Below are 16403 nucleotides of genomic sequence, written 5' to 3' on the forward strand. Positions count from 1 at the left end.
TGCATTCTGTATGCAGTCTTTATTTATTAATTGAGATAACGCTGAAGGAATTCTTTGGTCCGTTCTTCTTTAGGGTTCGTGAAGAGTTCTTCAGGTTTACCTTCTTCTGCAATGACTCCCTTGTCCATGAAGATGACACGATGGGAGACATCGCGAGCAAATTCCATTTCGTGGGTTACAACAATCATGGTCAAGCCTTCTTGAGCTAGGTCCTGCATAATTTTGAGGACTTCCCCGACCATTTCGGGGTCAAGGGCAGATGTAGGTTCGTCAAAGAGAATGGCGTCAGGATTCATGGAGAGTGCACGAGCGATAGCTACACGTTGCTTTTGTCCACCTGAAAGTTGTTTAGGCTTGGCTTGCCAGTAACGTTCTCCCATACCAACTTTTTCGAGATTCTCTTTGGCAATTTTTTCAGCTTCAGAGTGGTCGCGTTTGAGTACAGTAGTTTGGGCAACGATAGTATTTTCAAGGACATTCAGATTTTCAAAGAGATTGAAAGATTGGAAAACCATACCGAGCTTTTCACGATAATGGGTGAGGTTATAGCCTTTTTCCAGAACATTTTCTCCGCGATAGAGAATCTCTCCCCCTGTAGGTGTTTCGAGTAAATTGATTGAACGAAGGAAGGTTGATTTTCCGCTTCCCGAGCTTCCGATGATGGAAATAACCTCTCCTTTATGGACGGTGAGGGAAATGTCTTTTAGCACTTCGTTTTGCCCATAGGATTTTTTTAGGTGTTTGATTTCAAGGATTGGTTGTGTCATTTTTTCAAATCCCCCGTTTGCATTTGGTTAGCACCTGTAGTGTAAGTATCCATGTCCATATAGCGTTCGATAAAACGTAGGATACGGGTCACAGTGAAGGTGAGGACAAAGTAAATCACTGCAATGATGGTAAAGGTCTGGAAGTATTGATAGGTTTGCGTCGCTACAGTATTTCCTGAGAAATAAAGCTCGACAACTGAAATAACGTTCAATACAGAGGTATCTTTGATATTGATGACAAACTCATTACCAGTAGCAGGTAGAATATTACGGACAACCTGAGGAAGGACAATTTTACGCATGGTTTGATTGTGGGTCATACCAAGAGCGGTTGCAGCTTCGAACTGTCCCTTGTCAACTGCTAGAATACCACCACGAACGATTTCTGTCATGTAAGCGCCTGTGTTGATTGAGACGATAAAGATAGCAGCCAGTGTCCGGTCAAGATTGATACCGAAAGCTTGAGCAGTACCATAGTAGATAACCATGGATTGAACGATCATCGGTGTACCACGGAAGATTTCAATATAGACATTGAGAATCCAACCGACTAGTTTTTGTAGGCTGTAAATGGCTTTGTTTTCAGAGAGAGGAGCCGTACGGAAGACACCAATGGCAAGACCGATAATGAGACCTACGATAGTTCCGATGATTGAGATTAAAAGAGTGATACCAGCACCACGCAAGAGCTGTTGCCAGTTTTCAGAAAGAATTTTAGCAACTTGGCTGAAGAAATTACTGCTACTTTCTTCAGTTGTTGTGGCTTCGGCAGGTTGCTCCTGAATCATACGATCCATGAGGGCTACTTGCTCATCCTTAGAGATGGTTTCAATACTCGCATTGATTTGGCTGATACGACTGTCATCTTTACGAAGTCCAATGGCGATAGCTGTATCTTCTTCGCCAGTTTTGAAACCTGGTTGGGGTTGGATCATTTTGAACTTAGCGTTAGCAGACTCAGCGGTCATTGCTTCAGGTCGTTCAGAAACATAGGCATCAATAACACCAGCCTCCAAAGCTTGACGCATCTGAGCGAAGTCCCCCATAGCTGTTTCTTTTTTGGCACCTGGAATTTGAGAAATCAAATCATAAAGGTAAACACCTTGTTGAGAAGTGATTTTTGCTCCGCTAAAATCTTCCAAAGATTTGGCATTTGCATAGGCAGAGTCCTTTTTGACTAATAGAACTGGCTCGCTAGTATAGTAACTGCTTGAAAAAGCAATTTCTTGTTTACGTTCAGCGGTTGGGCTCATACCAGCAATGATCATATCGATTTTGCCAGAAGTAAGGGCTGGAACAAGCCCTTCCCACTTGGTTTTCACGACCAAAGGTTCCTTACCTAGATCTTTGGCAATTTTTTTAGCGATTTGAACATCGTAGCCGTTGGCATATTGGTTGGTACCGTCGATTTTGACAGCACCATTACTATCGTCGTCTTGGGTCCAGTTGAAGGGAGCGTAAGCTGCCTCCATCCCGATGCGTAAATATTCGTCGGCTTGGACTTGGCTAACCAGTCCTAATGTAAGGGCTAGGCTAGCAAGAATAGATAAGCATAATTTTTTCATGTTTTCTCCTATTTCTAGTCTAAAAATGACTTCTCTCTATTGTATCTAAAAATGGTGAGATTTTCAATACAAGTAAGCCTTTACTTATAAAAAATGATATAATGGTGAAAAGATTGAAAGGGAATCGATTATGAAAAAAAGATGGCTGGTGACTTTGGTATTTGCTTGTTTATTATTTATACCGAGCTTAGTTTTTGCAGTAGACTTTGATATTTTATCCTATCAGGGAGATTTGAATATTCATGCAGATAATACTGCGATTTTTAAGGAAACAATCACCTACCGTTTTGGAGATGATTATAATGGCCAGCTAGTTGGACTAGGAAAAGCTGGGAAAATGCCAGAAGGATTTGACATTGATCCCGACCCGACCGTTCAAGTGTCTAAAAATGGGCAAATTATTCAAAATGTTTCCTTTTATACTATGGAGGAAGAGGACGGCTACAAGGTAAAAATTTATAATGCTGGATATGCCGGAGATACTGTTCGGGTGACGGTTACCTGGAAACTAACAAACCTTCTCTTCTTATATCAGGATATCGCTGAGCTAAATTGGCAACCCTTGACAGATAGTTCTGGAGATATTAAAGAGTTTGAGTTCAAGGTTAGCTCTGAAAATCCAGCAGAGAAACTCTATTTCCATACAGGAAAACTCTTTAAGGAAGCTAGTATCAAAAAGGTAAATGATTTCTACCAGGTCAAGATGAAAGATCTTCCGAGAAATCGTCAGGTGGAACTACATGCTTACTGGCCGAGAAGTGCTTTTTCAGAAGCTCCAGATCAAGGATTGGTATCTGATAACCTCATTTGGTTTAAAAGAGTTGAGCTTGAAATAGCAAGTGAAAAAGCTTCGGACAAGATTGTGATGATGTGGCTTATTCCAATTGTTTTGACGGTTCTTCTGTTTGTCGGTTTAATCTTTTATAAACGTTTCAAAAAAGAAATTAGTCCCAAGAAGAAATTTGCTAAGAACCATCGTCTCTATGAGCCACCTATGGATTGGCCGCCAATGGTTTTAGCAGAGAGTGTATATTCCTTATCACTGAGCGAAATGAAACCGGGAGCAAAAGGATTTGGTCGTTTTACATTTGAACGAGTCATTCAGGCTACTTTGCTGGATCTAGTAGATAGAGGGCATTTGGCTATTAAGAAAGGGGAAAAAGAGCCAATTCTTAAAATCATAAATGAAAGTGGATTGGCAAATTTTGAGAAGGAATGTCTGACACTCTGCTTTTCAGATAAGAAAGAGTTGGCAATTTCGGATCTGTTTTCAGATTATCAGGTTTCACCAAGTATTTATCGTGGAGTTTCTAAAAAGGATGCAAAGCAGGTTCAGGAGATAGGGAAGCAACTGAAACGTTCGTTTGATAGACGCATCTCTAACATTGAAAAGCGCGTCAAAGACAAGGTGCATGCGTTGCGTATTCCAAATTATTACCGTCCTTTGAGTACGGGTGAGAAGAAACTATCTCTGGCTATGTGGATTGGATTAATTGGTTCAGCCGTAGGGAGCTGGCTATTCTTCTACTGTAGTTGGAACACGTATGGTTTTGTTTCGTTCTACCTCCTCTTTTTGGGATTACTTGCTTCCATTATTTTAGTGCTAATTTATGTTGTAACATACGGGTATTATGATAATGGCGTCTTGACAGATGAAGGGGCAGAGGCTTACTATCACTGGAAGAGTTTTGAAAATATGCTTCGCAATATCGCCCGTCTAGACAAGGCTGAGTTGGAGAGTATCGTCCTTTGGAATCGCCTTCTGGTCTATGCGACTCTTTTTGGTCATGCCAAGAAGGTCAGCCAATTAATGAAAGTTCGGCAAATCCATCTTGAGAATCCAGACTTGGACAGTTACATTGTCTATGGCTGGTATGCGCAACTTCATACCTATACTGGACAGATGAAATACTATGCAGCGGTCGCAAATACAGCAAGCAATTACTCCGTCTCTTCTGGAAGTGGTTCTTCAGGTGGAGGATTCTCAGGAGGCGGAGGCGGTGGTAGCATCGGTGCTTTCTAAAAAATCTATCGCAGAATCCGAAATTATGCTATAATAGAGGACAGAAAAAGGAGTAATACATGTATCTTATTGAAATTTTGAAGTCGATCTTTTTTGGGATTGTTGAAGGAATTACAGAATGGTTGCCCATTTCAAGTACTGGTCACTTAATCTTAGTTGAAGAATTTGTACAATACAAGGACCAAAATGAAGCCTTCATGTCCATGTTTAATGTTGTCATTCAGCTCGGCGCTATCTTAGCGGTTATGGTCATTTACTTTAACAAGCTTAATCCTTTTAAACCTGGTAAAAATAAGGTAGAAGTCCGTCGAACTTGGCAATTGTGGTCAAAAGTCCTCGTTGCGACCTTGCCTTTATTGTTAGTCTTTAAGCTGGATGATTGGTTTGACACTCATTTTCATAATATGGTATCAGTTGCTATTATGTTGATTATCTATGGGGTTGCCTTTATCTATCTTGAAAAAAGAAATAAGGCGCAAGCTATTGAACCAACAGTCACAGAACTTGAAAAGCTTCCCTACAAGACAGCCCTCTATATCGGACTTTTCCAAGTCCTCGCCCTCTTCCCAGGAACGAGCCGTTCAGGTGCGACGATTGTCGGTGGTTTGTTAAATGGAACGAGTCGCTCTGTCGTAACAGAGTTTACCTTCTATCTCGGAATTCCTGTTATGTTCGGAGCTAGTGCTTTAAAGATTTTCAAATTTATTAAAGCAGGTCAACTATTGAGTTTTGGACAACTATTCCTGCTTTTGGTTGCTATGGGTGTTGCCTTCGCGGTCAGCATGGTTGCTATTCGCTTCTTGACTGGCTATGTGAAGAAGCACGACTTTACCCTCTTTGGTAAATACCGTATCGTACTCGGTAGTGTCTTGTTGCTCTATAGTTTTGTGCGTTTATTTGTATAAGAAAAAGCTTGAGGGAATCTTCCTTCAAGCTTTTTAAAATCCTGTTACTGTGACTCCTAGTAAACGGATGCCTTTTTCTTTTTCAGCTAGTTCTTCGTAGAGTTGAAGGGCAGTTTGAGAAATCTGACTAGCGTCCTGTGTTGCTTTTGGGAGGCTTTTTCGTCTAGTTAGAGTGGAAAAGTCAGCATATCGTATTTTGAGGATAATGATTTTTCCAGCTTTGTCCTGCGTGCTGAGATTGAGAGCTACCTTTTCGGAGAGAAGAGTCAGCTCTTTTTTGATGTCTTCTTCTACTTGCAGGATTTTTCCGTAGGTTTTTTCCTTGCCAATGGACTTGCGAATACGATTGGCCTTGACCGGTGAATTATGAATGCCCCTAGCCTTTCGATAAAGATCAAAACCAAGTCTACCAAACCGATCGATTAAAGTGACTTCAGAAACAGCCAATAAGTCTTCACCAGTATAAATGCCCATTTCATGAAGCCGTTCAACTGTTTTTTTGCCCACACCGTGAAATTTAGCAATGTCCATTTGTTTGAGAAAATCCTCAGCCTGATCTGGGAGGATGACTGTTAAACCATGTGGTTTTTGATAGTCACTAGCCATTTTAGCTAAGAATTTGTTATAAGAGACGCCTGCAGAAGCAGTCAGATGTAGCTCCTGCCAGATATCTTGTTGGATGAGGCGGGCTATTTTGACAGCTGACTTGATACCGAGTTTATTTTCCGTTACATCCAAGTATGCCTCGTCAATACTCATAGGTTCAATCAAATCAGTGTAGCGTTTAAAAATAGCACGAATCTCAAGTCCCACAGTCTTATACTTTTCATAATTTCCTGAGATAAAGATAGCTTGGGGACAGCGCTCATAAGCTTCTTTAGAGCTCATGGCTGAATGAACACCAAAAGCTCGCGCCTCATAGCTACAGGTAGAAACGACACCACGTCCACCTGTTTGTCTGGGGTCACTCCCGATGATGACAGGTTTGCCCTTTAACTTAGGATTATCTCTGATTTCCACCGCAGCAAAAAAGGCATCCATGTCGATATGGATGATTTTTCTAGACAAATCATTAATCAATGGAAATATGAGCATTTAGCTTCCTTTCTAGCCGTATTTTCTTTCTCATTATACCGTTTTTTCTGAAAAAATGGAAAAGAGTAGTCTAACTTTCAAAAATATAATACAGATAATATCAAAAAACAGCCTGTATTATAAAAGAAAGCGCTAAAAAGGCTGTTTTCTCCTTGTTGAAATCGGTTACTGTGTGGTATACTTGACTTATGAATGTAACAGATAGTTGTTACTAGAAAGAAAAATGAGGACATTAACATGGTTGTTAAGACAGTTGTTGAAGCACAAGATATTTTTGATAAAGCTTGGGAAGGCTTCAAAGGCGTAGATTGGAAAGAAAAAGCAAGTATTTCTCGCTTCGTTCAAGCTAACTATACACCTTACGATGGAGATGAAAGTTTCCTTGCTGGACCAACAGAACGTTCACTTCACATCAAAAAAATTGTAGAAGAAACAAAAGCACATTACGAAGAAACTCGTTTCCCAATGGACACTCGTCCAACATCTATTGCTGATATTCCTGCTGGATTTATCGACAAAGAAAACGAATTGATTTTTGGTATCCAAAACGATGAACTCTTCAAATTGAACTTCATGCCAAAAGGTGGTATCCGTATGGCTGAAACTACTTTAAAAGAAAATGGATACGAACCAGATCCAGCTGTTCACGAAATCTTTACAAAATACGTAACAACAGTTAACGACGGTATTTTCCGTGCTTACACTTCAAATATCCGTCGTGCTCGTCACGCTCACACTGTAACTGGTCTTCCAGATGCTTACTCACGTGGACGTATCATCGGTGTTTACGCACGTCTTGCTCTTTACGGTGCAGACTACTTGATGCAAGAAAAAGTAAACGACTGGAATGCAATTAAAGAAATTGATGAAGAAACAATCCGTCTTCGCGAAGAAGTAAACCTTCAATACCAAGCATTGCAACAAGTTGTTCGCTTGGGTGACCTTTACGGTGTTGACGTTCGCAAACCAGCGATGAACGTCAAAGAAGCTATCCAATGGGTGAACATCGCCTTCATGGCTGTCTGCCGTGTTATCAACGGTGCTGCAACATCTCTAGGACGTGTGCCAATCGTACTCGATATCTTTGCAGAACGTGACCTTGCTCGTGGTACATTTACTGAATCAGAAATCCAAGAATTCGTTGATGATTTCGTTATGAAACTTCGTACAGTTAAATTTGCTCGTACAAAAGCTTATGACCAATTGTACTCAGGTGACCCAACCTTCATCACAACTTCTATGGCTGGTATGGGTAACGACGGTCGTCACCGTGTTACTAAGATGGACTACCGTTTCTTGAATACTCTTGACAATATCGGTAACTCTCCAGAACCAAACTTGACAGTTCTTTGGACTGACAAATTACCTTATAGCTTCCGTCGTTACTGTATGCACATGAGCCACAAACACTCTTCAATCCAATATGAAGGTGTTACAACAATGGCTAAAGACGGATACGGTGAAATGAGCTGTATCTCATGTTGTGTATCTCCACTTGACCCAGAAAATGAAGAACAACGTCACAACATCCAGTACTTCGGTGCTCGTGTTAACGTATTGAAAGCCCTTCTTACTGGTTTGAACGGTGGTTACGACGATGTTCACAAAGACTACAAGGTATTTGACATCGAACCAATCCGTGACGAAGTTCTTGAATTCGAATCAGTTAAAGCTAACTTTGAAAAATCTCTTGACTGGTTGACTGACACTTACGTAGATGCTTTGAACATCATCCACTACATGACTGATAAGTACAACTACGAAGCTGTTCAAATGGCCTTCTTGCCAACTAAACAACGTGCAAACATGGGATTCGGTATCTGTGGATTTGCCAACACTGTTGATACATTGTCAGCAATCAAATACGCTACAGTTAAACCAATCCGTGACGAAAATGGCTACATCTACGATTACGAAACAATCGGTGAATACCCACGTTGGGGTGAAGATGATCCACGCTCAAACGAATTGGCAGAATGGTTGATTGAAGCTTACACAACTCGTCTACGTAGCCACAAACTCTACAAGAACGCAGAAGCCACAGTATCACTTTTGACCATCACATCTAACGTTGCTTACTCTAAACAAACTGGTAACTCACCAGTCCACAAAGGCGTATACCTCAACGAAGATGGTTCTGTGAACTTGTCTAAACTTGAATTCTTCTCACCAGGTGCTAACCCATCTAACAAAGCTAAAGGTGGATGGTTGCAAAACTTGAACTCACTTGCTAGCCTTGACTTTGGTTACGCAGCTGATGGTATCTCATTGACAACTCAAGTTTCACCTCGTGCTCTTGGTAAAACTCGTGACGAACAAGTGGACAACTTGGTAACAATCCTTGATGGTTACTTCGAAAACGGTGGACAACACTGTAACTTGAACGTAATGGACTTGAAAGATGTTTATGACAAGATTATGAATGGCGAAGATGTCATCGTTCGTATCTCAGGATACTGTGTAAACACTAAATACCTCACTCCAGAACAAAAAACTGAATTGACACAACGTGTCTTCCACGAAGTTCTTTCAATGGATGACGCATTGAGCTAAGATTCAATTAGAATGGAAAGAAAGCTAGTCTATAGGACTGGCTTTTTTCTATATCTAAAAGATAAATTTTCGACATATCATATGAAAAATACTGAGAGATCTTGTTAATTCTGGTGACAATGTGTTGAAATTCGAGAGAATAATATAATAAAATCTTATAAAAATATATTTTCTAGTTATTAAACTTGAATAGATTGTATTGAGATGTTATAATATAATGGATAAACTCTAGTTAGTGATAGGGTTTGTCAAAATGGTATGATGTAATCTCTTAGGGAGATTAGAAATAAAAATTTCATATAGAAAAGAGGAGAAGAGATGTCGAAAAGCAAAGCGTTAAACATGCTTTCTAAATTTTCTGCGTTAGCTTTTGCTATTTTAGGCCTAGCATCTGTTTTGATAGGCATTGTTAAAGCAGATAATCCTGTTTCAAAAGAATTGACACAAGTAATTACAGGTATTGATCTGTTAGATGCTTCAGATACTAAGCAAAATGTGAGTTCAGAAGGAGATTTCTCGCTTCGTACGAATTTAGCATATAAGCTTCGCGTGACGTTCGATCTCAAGCAGTACAATGAGAACTTGAATAACGGGGATTATTTTACTTTTGATATTCCGGCTCCCATGACGGTTTATAATGGTAATCAGGAGTTGATTGATCCGGTTACTCAAGTAGCTATAGGAGAGGCAGTAGTCACATCCAATGGTAATGACCAAGGTGGCAAGGCAAAGATAACCTTGAAGAACCTGGATAAATACTTGGCTAAAACTGGAGGAGACAAAGTAAAGGATGTATCTGGTAACTTTTCTGCATCATTTAGATTCTTAAAGGATCAAAATAAAACTCCAATTAATTTTAATTCTTCTTCAATGAAGCAAGAAATTAAACATGTTTATAGTTCGAAAACGATTTCAGGTCCTAAAGTTGGGACTGAGAACTATGCAAAGGCAGGGGGGCAGGCATCACGTGACAATTGGACTTCTGAAAAATTAGCAGCTATTGGATCAGTTAGCAAAGGAGATGCTGTTTCAAACTGGAGGGTACGTGTAAATACGGAAAAACAAGATTTTGGACAGAACATTGTTCTACACGATACGATTCCAAACGACGATACATCCTATACTCCTGCTCAATACATACCAGAAACTTTGAGAGTTTACAGGGCGGATATTACAGGTGGAACGTCCGCTGTTCCTGATGATGCTGTATTATTATCTGAGGGGAAAGAATATACTGTTGCTTGGAATGAAAACTATACTTCGTTCGATATAACCTTTAAAGATGGAACGACATCTTACTTTGTTACTTATAATACAACAACTCCAAATGATGGTACTAAAGTAGCAAATATCGCAGCCTTGTCTCTAGCAGACGGAACAAAACTGGCTCAAAATACAAGTCGTCCAGGAGCTCTTAGCATGAAAGCAGAAGCGACTTCCTTGATTTCAGGGACTATCGTGGCTTCTACAGCTTACCAAATTAAGATTAATAAGACAGATGCCTTCACTCTTGCACCTGTTCAAGGAGCAGTTTATACTGTAACGGCAGCAGATGATGCAAGTGAAACAACAGAAGTGACTACAAATGAAAAAGGAGTAGCACTGACTAAAACTTATGATCAGAAATGGAAAGGTAAAACTTTCAAGATTAAAGAGAAGACAGCCCCAGCTGGCTATAAGCTAGATGAGAAAGAGTATACAGTTAAACTCGGAGCAGCAGGTTCTACTATTAATCTTAAAGATGAACCAGTTCCAGCTGTATTCAATGTGACTGCTAAGAAAGTGGTAGAAGGTCGTACAGATAAACTTCCTAAAGCAGATGAGTTTACTTTCAACCTATACACAGCAGAGAACTTGAAGACTCCAGTAGCTACAGCGAAATCAAAAGCTGACGGAACGATTACCTTTGAGAATATCGAGTTGAAAGGTGCAGGAACTTATCACTACATCATCAAAGAAGATACTTCAAAAGCAATCGATGGTATCAAATTTGATGAGGAAGGCAAGGAAGTTACTGTAACCGCAGCATTCCAAGGTGGCGTATTGAAAGCTTCTGTCACTTCAGCAGAACCAACTTTCACCAACACTTATAAAGCCGCTTCAACAAGCGCGACAATCAAAGCTAAGAAAGTCTTGAATGGTAAAGAGCTTGTGGCTGATGCTTATACTTTCGAATTGAAAGAAAAAGATGCAGTTGTAGCAGAAGCTAAGAATACTGCTTCAGGCGAAGTTGCCTTCAAGGTCGACTACACAGAAGCAGGAGAGCACACTTACACTATTACTGAAAAAGAAGGTAGCGAAAAAGGTGTGACTTACTCAACTGAATCTTATACAGTTAAAGTGAATGTAGCAGATAACGGTCAAGGTCAATTGGTTGCGACTGTAGAAAATGCGGATGCAGAACGTGTCTTCACTAACACTTATAAAGAACCAGCTCCAACAGCTACATCAGCAACACTTGAGTTTACGAAAGAATTGACTGGTCGTGCTTTGGTTGATGGTGAATTCCAATTTGAATTGTATGAAGGTACAAAACTACTTGATACAAAAACAAATCAAGGCGGAAAAGTAACATTTAATGCAATCAACTATGATGCAGAAGGTGAGTATACTTATACTGTAAAAGAAGTGAATGCCGGAGCAACTGGTATTACTTACGATACAGAAAAGACTGTAAAAGTAACAGTAACCAAAGATGCAGCAACAAATGCCTTGAAGGCAACTGTTGAATATCCAGCAGGTAGTGTCTTCACGAATAGCTTTAAAGCACCAGCAGTAGAAGCTACGATTGAAGCAACTAAGAAACTTGAAGGTAAAGAACTTGCGGCTGATGCCTATACTTTCGAATTGAAAGAAAATGGTGCAGTTGTAGCAGAAGCTAAGAATACTGCAGAAGGTAAAGTGGCCTTTGTTCGTTCATTCGAAGAAGCAGGTACTCACACTTATACCTTGGTTGAAAAAGTTGGTACTGAAGAGGGTATTGAATACGATAAGACTGAGCATACTGTAACAGTCACTGTAGTTGCGGATGGTCAAGGTCTCTTGACTGCGACTGTCTCATATGCAGATGGTAAAGCAGTTGTATTTACAAATAAATACACTGTTCCAAACCCAACACCGGATCCAACCCCAACACCAAAACCAACACCAAATCCAAATCCAACACCGGATCCAAACCCAACACCAACACCAAATCCAACACCGGATCCAAACCCAACACCGGATCCAGATCCAAATAAACCAGGAGAAAAAGAGGAACCAAAACCAACACCTCTAGCTACGGAGACTAAAGGTAAAGCTGAACTTCCAAAAACAGGTGAAGCAACATCTATCTTCTCAGCAATTGGATTTGTAGTCTTGGCATTGAGTGGACTGGTATTCTGCGTAAAACGTAAAGCTTAAGCTTTCGTAGAAGAAACATGAAACTTGGTAAGTGAGAATTCTACTTCTCTCTTAAACCTGATAGAGAAAGTCTCTAGAAAATTCGTTTTCTAGGGGCTTTTTTGTACTTCAAAATAATTTTTTAAAAATAGTCAAATTTAGTCAAAAAGTTATTGACTTTTACTGACTAATGTGATATAGTAGAAACATAAGGAAAATGACTTCCTTAGAAAAACTCATTTTCAATGATTCTATTTCTTGAAAATATATAATAGATACCCTAGAAAGGGGTGGGGCCTATGTTAAATCTAACAGACTTTGAAAAGAAAATGATAAAAGGCTTATTTAAAAAAGAAAAACCAGAAGTTATTCTTAGGGTAGCAAGTTAGCTAGTCTAAAATTTTTAAAACAAAGGTCAAAGATAGTCAATATCAGAGATCGCATCTAATTAAGAATAAACGAGGTAAAGAATATGAACAACAACTTTAATAACTTTAACAACATGGATGATTTATTTAACCAATTGATGGGTGGCATGCGAGGATACAGTTCTGAGAACCGTCGCTACTTGATTAATGGACGAGAAGTGACACCTGAGGAATTCGCTCACTATCGTGCAACTGGTCAATTACCAGGAAATGCAGAATCTGAGGTGCAAATGCAACAACACGCTTCAGGTATGAAACAAGACGGTGTCCTTGCTAAGCTAGGTCGTAACTTGACAGCAGAAGCTCGTGAGGGCAAGTTGGATCCTGTTATCGGACGAAACAAGGAAATTCAAGAAACAGCTGAAATCCTCTCACGTCGTACGAAAAATAATCCTGTTCTGGTCGGAGATGCAGGTGTTGGTAAGACAGCCGTTGTCGAAGGTCTAGCACAAGCCATTGTGAACGGAGATGTTCCAGCTGCTATTAAGAACAAGGAAATTATTTCTATTGATATCTCAGGTCTTGAGGCTGGTACTCAATACCGTGGTAGCTTTGAAGAAAATGTTCAAAACTTAGTCAATGAAGTAAAAGAAGCAGGAAATATTATCCTCTTCTTTGATGAAATTCACCAAATTCTCGGTGCTGGTAGCACTGGTGGAGACAGCGGATCTAAAGGGCTTGCAGATATTCTCAAACCAGCTCTCTCTCGAGGTGAGTTGACCGTTATTGGGGCAACGACTCAAGACGAATACCGTAACACCATCTTGAAAAATGCAGCTCTTGCTCGTCGTTTCAACGAAGTGAAGGTCAATGCTCCTTCAGCAGAGGATACCTTTAAAATCCTTCAAGGGATTCGTGATCTCTATCAACAACACCACAATGTCATTTTGCCAGACGAAGTCTTGAAAGCAGCAGTTGATTATTCTGTCCAATACATTCCTCAACGTAGCTTGCCAGATAAGGCTATCGACCTTGTCGATGTAACGGCTGCTCACTTGGCAGCTCAACATCCTGTAACAGATGTGCATGCTGTTGAACGTGAAATTGAGGCAGAAAAAGACAAGCAAGAAAAAGCAGTTGAGGCAGAAGACTTTGAAGCAGCTCTTAATGCCAAAACACGCATTGCAGAATTGGAGAAAAAAATCGAAAACCACACAGAAGACATGAAAGTGACTGCAAGTGTCAACGATGTGGCTGAATCTGTGGAACGAATGACAGGTATTCCAGTGTCACAAATGGGAGCATCAGACATCGAACGTTTGAAAGATATGGCTCATCGCTTGGAACACAAGGTTATTGGCCAAGATAAGGCGGTAGAAGCTGTCGCTCGTGCCATCCGTCGTAACCGTGCTGGTTTTGATGAAGGCAATCGCCCAATTGGTAGCTTCCTCTTTGTAGGGCCTACTGGGGTTGGTAAGACAGAACTTGCTAAGCAATTGGCGCTCGATATGTTTGGAACTAAGGACGCTATCATTCGTTTGGATATGTCCGAATATAGTGACCGTACAGCTGTTTCTAAGTTAATCGGTACAACAGCTGGTTATGTTGGGTATGATGACAATAGCAATACCTTGACAGAACGTGTTCGTCGTAATCCATACTCTATCATTCTCTTGGACGAAATTGAAAAGGCTGATCCTCAAGTAATCACCCTTCTCCTCCAAGTTTTGGATGATGGTCGTTTGACTGATGGTCAAGGAAATACAGTGAACTTCAAGAACACTGTCATTATCGCAACATCAAATGCTGGATTTGGCTATGAAGCTAACTTGACAGAAGATGCGGATAAACCAGAATTGATGGATCGTTTGAAACCCTTCTTCCGTCCAGAATTCCTTAACCGCTTTAACGCAGTTATCGAGTTTTCACACTTGAATAAGGAAGACCTTTCTAAGATTGTGGACTTGATGTTGGCTGAAGTTAACCAAACCTTGGCTAAGAAAGACATTGATTTGGAAGTTAGCCAAGCAGCTAAGGACTTTATCACAGAAGAAGGCTATGACGAAGTTATGGGTGTTCGTCCGCTCCGTCGCGTGGTGGAACAACAAATCCGTGATAAGGTGACGGACTTCCACTTGGATCATCTAGATGCTAAACATTTGGAAGCAGATATGGAAGATGGCGTTTTGGTTATTCGTGAAAAAGCCTAACTCAAGATTTTGAGAATAAAAAAAGAAGGAACTAGCTAAAAAGCTAGTTCCTTTTGTGTTTAGATGATATGGCGCTCAAAGGCATCGTCTGAGATTCCTTGTTCCAGGATGAGTTTCGCCCATTCTTTGGCAGAAAAGAGGCTGTGGTCCTTGTAGTTTCCGCAAGATTCGATGGTTGTTCCAGGGACATCTTCCCAAGTAGTGGTTTCAGCAATTTCTTTGAGCGAATCCTTGATAACGGCCGCAATTTCAGCGCTAGTATGGCGTCCCCACATAATCATGTGGAAGCCTGTGCGGCAACCAAATGGTGAGCAGTCAATCATGCCGTCAATGCGGGTACGGATGAGTTTTGCCAAGAGGTGTTCGATAGTGTGAAGGCCAGCGGTAGGGATAGAGTCCTCATTTGGCTGTACCAAGCGAATATCAAAGTTGGAGATGACATCTCCCTTTGGCCCTGTTTCTTCCCCAATCAAGCGAACATAGGGTGCTTTAACAATAGTGTGGTCAAGTTCAAAACTTTCAACAATAACTTCTTTTGACATGGTAGTTCCTTTCAGTTTTCTTTTTTCATTATATCATAAAGGGTGCTGTTGATGGAGTTTGATAAATAACTTTTTGAGACTAGAATGATAATAAAGTCTCTATATATAAACCTCAGAATTATAAAAAAGAATGGAGTAAAGGAAAAGAAAAACTGAGTTCTTTCTAATGAAGCTAGAGCGACTTTTGAAAAGTGGATCAACTTTTTCTGAAATTTCTGTTTAATCTCTGAACTAATTCTGAACTAGATTGGGTATACTGGAGAAAATAAAGATAAAGGAGTTCAGTATGGAACATATGGTGAAAATAGAAGGCGTCTGCAAAAAGCATGGCAGCAAGCAGATTTTAGAAGATATTTCTTTTACAGCTAGAAGCGGTCGGATTACAGCTTTTCTAGGCCCAAATGGTGCGGGGAAAAGTTCGACCTTGAGGATTCTCTTGGGGTTAGATTGGGCGACAGCAGGGACTGCAACTTTTGATGGGCAAACCTATCAATCAATGACCTATCCGCTCAGAACGGTAGGTGCAGCCTTTGATGGCATTGGCGGTCTGCCAAATCGAAAGGTCTATGACCACTTGAGGATTATTGCGGCAAGTAATGCTATTCCCAAGTCTCGGATCGATGAGGTTTTGGAGATGACTGGAATCGCTCATAAGAGGAAGGATCTCTTGTCAAGCCTGTCTCTGGGGGAAGGTCAACGCTTAGGTTTGGCAGCAGCTTTGCTGGGTGATCCTCAGTTTCTTATATTAGATGAACCGACCAATGGGCTGGATCCAAGTGGGATTAAGTGGTTTAGAAAGTTCATCCGTCAGCAGGCTGATTTAGGGAAAACGGTACTTCTATCTTCCCATATCCTATCAGAGGTGCAAATGGTGACAGATGATGTAGTCTTGATTCATCATGGGCGAATTATTGAGCAAGGACGATTGGAAGAGGTGCTGCAAGATTCAGACAGTCTAGAAGATCTCTTCTTTGATTTGACAGAGGAGGTTTAA

Annotated in this window: 10 protein-coding genes; 6 read left to right on the forward strand and 4 right to left on the reverse strand. The window is 40.5% G+C overall.

Going from position 1 to position 16403, the window contains the following annotated elements; translation table 11 throughout:
* Window positions 1–26 precede the first annotated feature (26 nt).
* Both PG086_RS01675 and PG086_RS01680 read right to left on the reverse strand, forming a co-directional pair.
* Window positions 27–767, reverse strand: coding sequence for an amino acid ABC transporter ATP-binding protein (locus tag PG086_RS01675; RefSeq protein WP_000193355.1), 741 nt, complete (start codon window positions 765–767; stop codon window positions 27–29).
* Window positions 764–2332 carry an ABC transporter substrate-binding protein/permease gene (locus PG086_RS01680; protein WP_247945948.1) on the reverse strand — a complete coding sequence of 523 codons (1569 nt, stop codon included), beginning with the start codon at window positions 2330–2332 and terminating at the stop codon, window positions 764–766. Before PG086_RS01680 ends, PG086_RS01675 begins: the two co-directional genes overlap by 4 nt.
* A gap of 130 nt (window positions 2333–2462) precedes the next feature.
* Here PG086_RS01680 and PG086_RS01685 point away from each other — a divergent pair, with 130 nt between their 5' ends.
* Both PG086_RS01685 and PG086_RS01690 read left to right on the forward strand, forming a co-directional pair.
* Window positions 2463–4355 carry a DUF2207 domain-containing protein gene (locus PG086_RS01685; RefSeq protein WP_033605876.1) on the forward strand — a complete coding sequence of 631 codons (1893 nt, stop codon included), beginning with the start codon at window positions 2463–2465 and terminating at the stop codon, window positions 4353–4355.
* A gap of 59 nt (window positions 4356–4414) precedes the next feature.
* Window positions 4415–5260 carry an undecaprenyl-diphosphate phosphatase gene (locus PG086_RS01690; RefSeq protein ID WP_000280786.1) on the forward strand — a complete coding sequence of 282 codons (846 nt, stop codon included), beginning with the start codon at window positions 4415–4417 and terminating at the stop codon, window positions 5258–5260.
* Between the two features lie 33 nt (window positions 5261–5293).
* Here the strand turns inward: PG086_RS01690 and dinB are convergent, their stop codons facing one another.
* Complete coding sequence (gene dinB / locus PG086_RS01695; RefSeq protein ID WP_084875903.1) at window positions 5294–6355, reverse strand: DNA polymerase IV; 1062 nt, start codon at window positions 6353–6355, stop codon at window positions 5294–5296.
* A gap of 237 nt (window positions 6356–6592) precedes the next feature.
* Here dinB and pflB point away from each other — a divergent pair, with 237 nt between their 5' ends.
* The 3 genes from pflB (at window position 6593) to PG086_RS01710 (ending at window position 14867) form a co-directional block, all read left to right on the forward strand.
* Window positions 6593–8908 (forward strand): formate C-acetyltransferase, encoded by a 2316-nt coding sequence (gene pflB / locus PG086_RS01700; protein ID WP_000260616.1) that lies wholly within the window; start codon window positions 6593–6595, stop codon window positions 8906–8908.
* Between the two features lie 318 nt (window positions 8909–9226).
* Entirely contained in the window at window positions 9227–12310 is a 3084-nt protein-coding gene (locus tag PG086_RS01705) for a Spy0128 family protein (RefSeq protein WP_270747508.1), read from the forward strand.
* A gap of 451 nt (window positions 12311–12761) precedes the next feature.
* On the forward strand, window positions 12762–14867 hold the full coding sequence (locus PG086_RS01710; RefSeq protein ID WP_270747510.1) for an ATP-dependent Clp protease ATP-binding subunit: 2106 nt from the start codon (window positions 12762–12764) through the stop codon (window positions 14865–14867).
* Between the two features lie 59 nt (window positions 14868–14926).
* Here the strand turns inward: PG086_RS01710 and PG086_RS01715 are convergent, their stop codons facing one another.
* Window positions 14927–15409, reverse strand: a complete 483-nt coding sequence (locus tag PG086_RS01715) for an S-ribosylhomocysteine lyase (RefSeq protein WP_000032556.1) — start codon at window positions 15407–15409, stop codon at window positions 14927–14929.
* A 286-nt stretch (window positions 15410–15695) separates the two neighbouring features.
* Between PG086_RS01715 and PG086_RS01720 the strand changes: the two genes are divergently transcribed.
* Entirely contained in the window at window positions 15696–16403 is a 708-nt protein-coding gene (locus PG086_RS01720) for an ABC transporter ATP-binding protein (RefSeq protein WP_084872489.1), read from the forward strand.

The organism is Streptococcus halitosis (assembly GCF_027691175.1).
Classification (GTDB): domain Bacteria; phylum Bacillota; class Bacilli; order Lactobacillales; family Streptococcaceae; genus Streptococcus; species Streptococcus halitosis_A.

Coding starts and splice junctions, on each gene's coding strand:
- PG086_RS01680 (WP_247945948.1), bottom strand. CDS start 2,332: ATGAAAAAATTATGCTTATCTATTCTTGCTAGCCTAGCCCTTACATTA.
- PG086_RS01720 (WP_084872489.1), top strand. CDS start 15,696: ATGGAACATATGGTGAAAATAGAAGGCGTCTGCAAAAAGCATGGCAGC.
- PG086_RS01710 (WP_270747510.1), top strand. CDS start 12,762: ATGAACAACAACTTTAATAACTTTAACAACATGGATGATTTATTTAAC.
- dinB (WP_084875903.1), bottom strand. CDS start 6,355: ATGCTCATATTTCCATTGATTAATGATTTGTCTAGAAAAATCATCCAT.
- pflB (WP_000260616.1), top strand. CDS start 6,593: ATGGTTGTTAAGACAGTTGTTGAAGCACAAGATATTTTTGATAAAGCT.
- PG086_RS01690 (WP_000280786.1), top strand. CDS start 4,415: ATGTATCTTATTGAAATTTTGAAGTCGATCTTTTTTGGGATTGTTGAA.
- PG086_RS01675 (WP_000193355.1), bottom strand. CDS start 767: ATGACACAACCAATCCTTGAAATCAAACACCTAAAAAAATCCTATGGG.
- PG086_RS01705 (WP_270747508.1), top strand. CDS start 9,227: ATGTCGAAAAGCAAAGCGTTAAACATGCTTTCTAAATTTTCTGCGTTA.
- PG086_RS01685 (WP_033605876.1), top strand. CDS start 2,463: ATGAAAAAAAGATGGCTGGTGACTTTGGTATTTGCTTGTTTATTATTT.
- PG086_RS01715 (WP_000032556.1), bottom strand. CDS start 15,409: ATGTCAAAAGAAGTTATTGTTGAAAGTTTTGAACTTGACCACACTATT.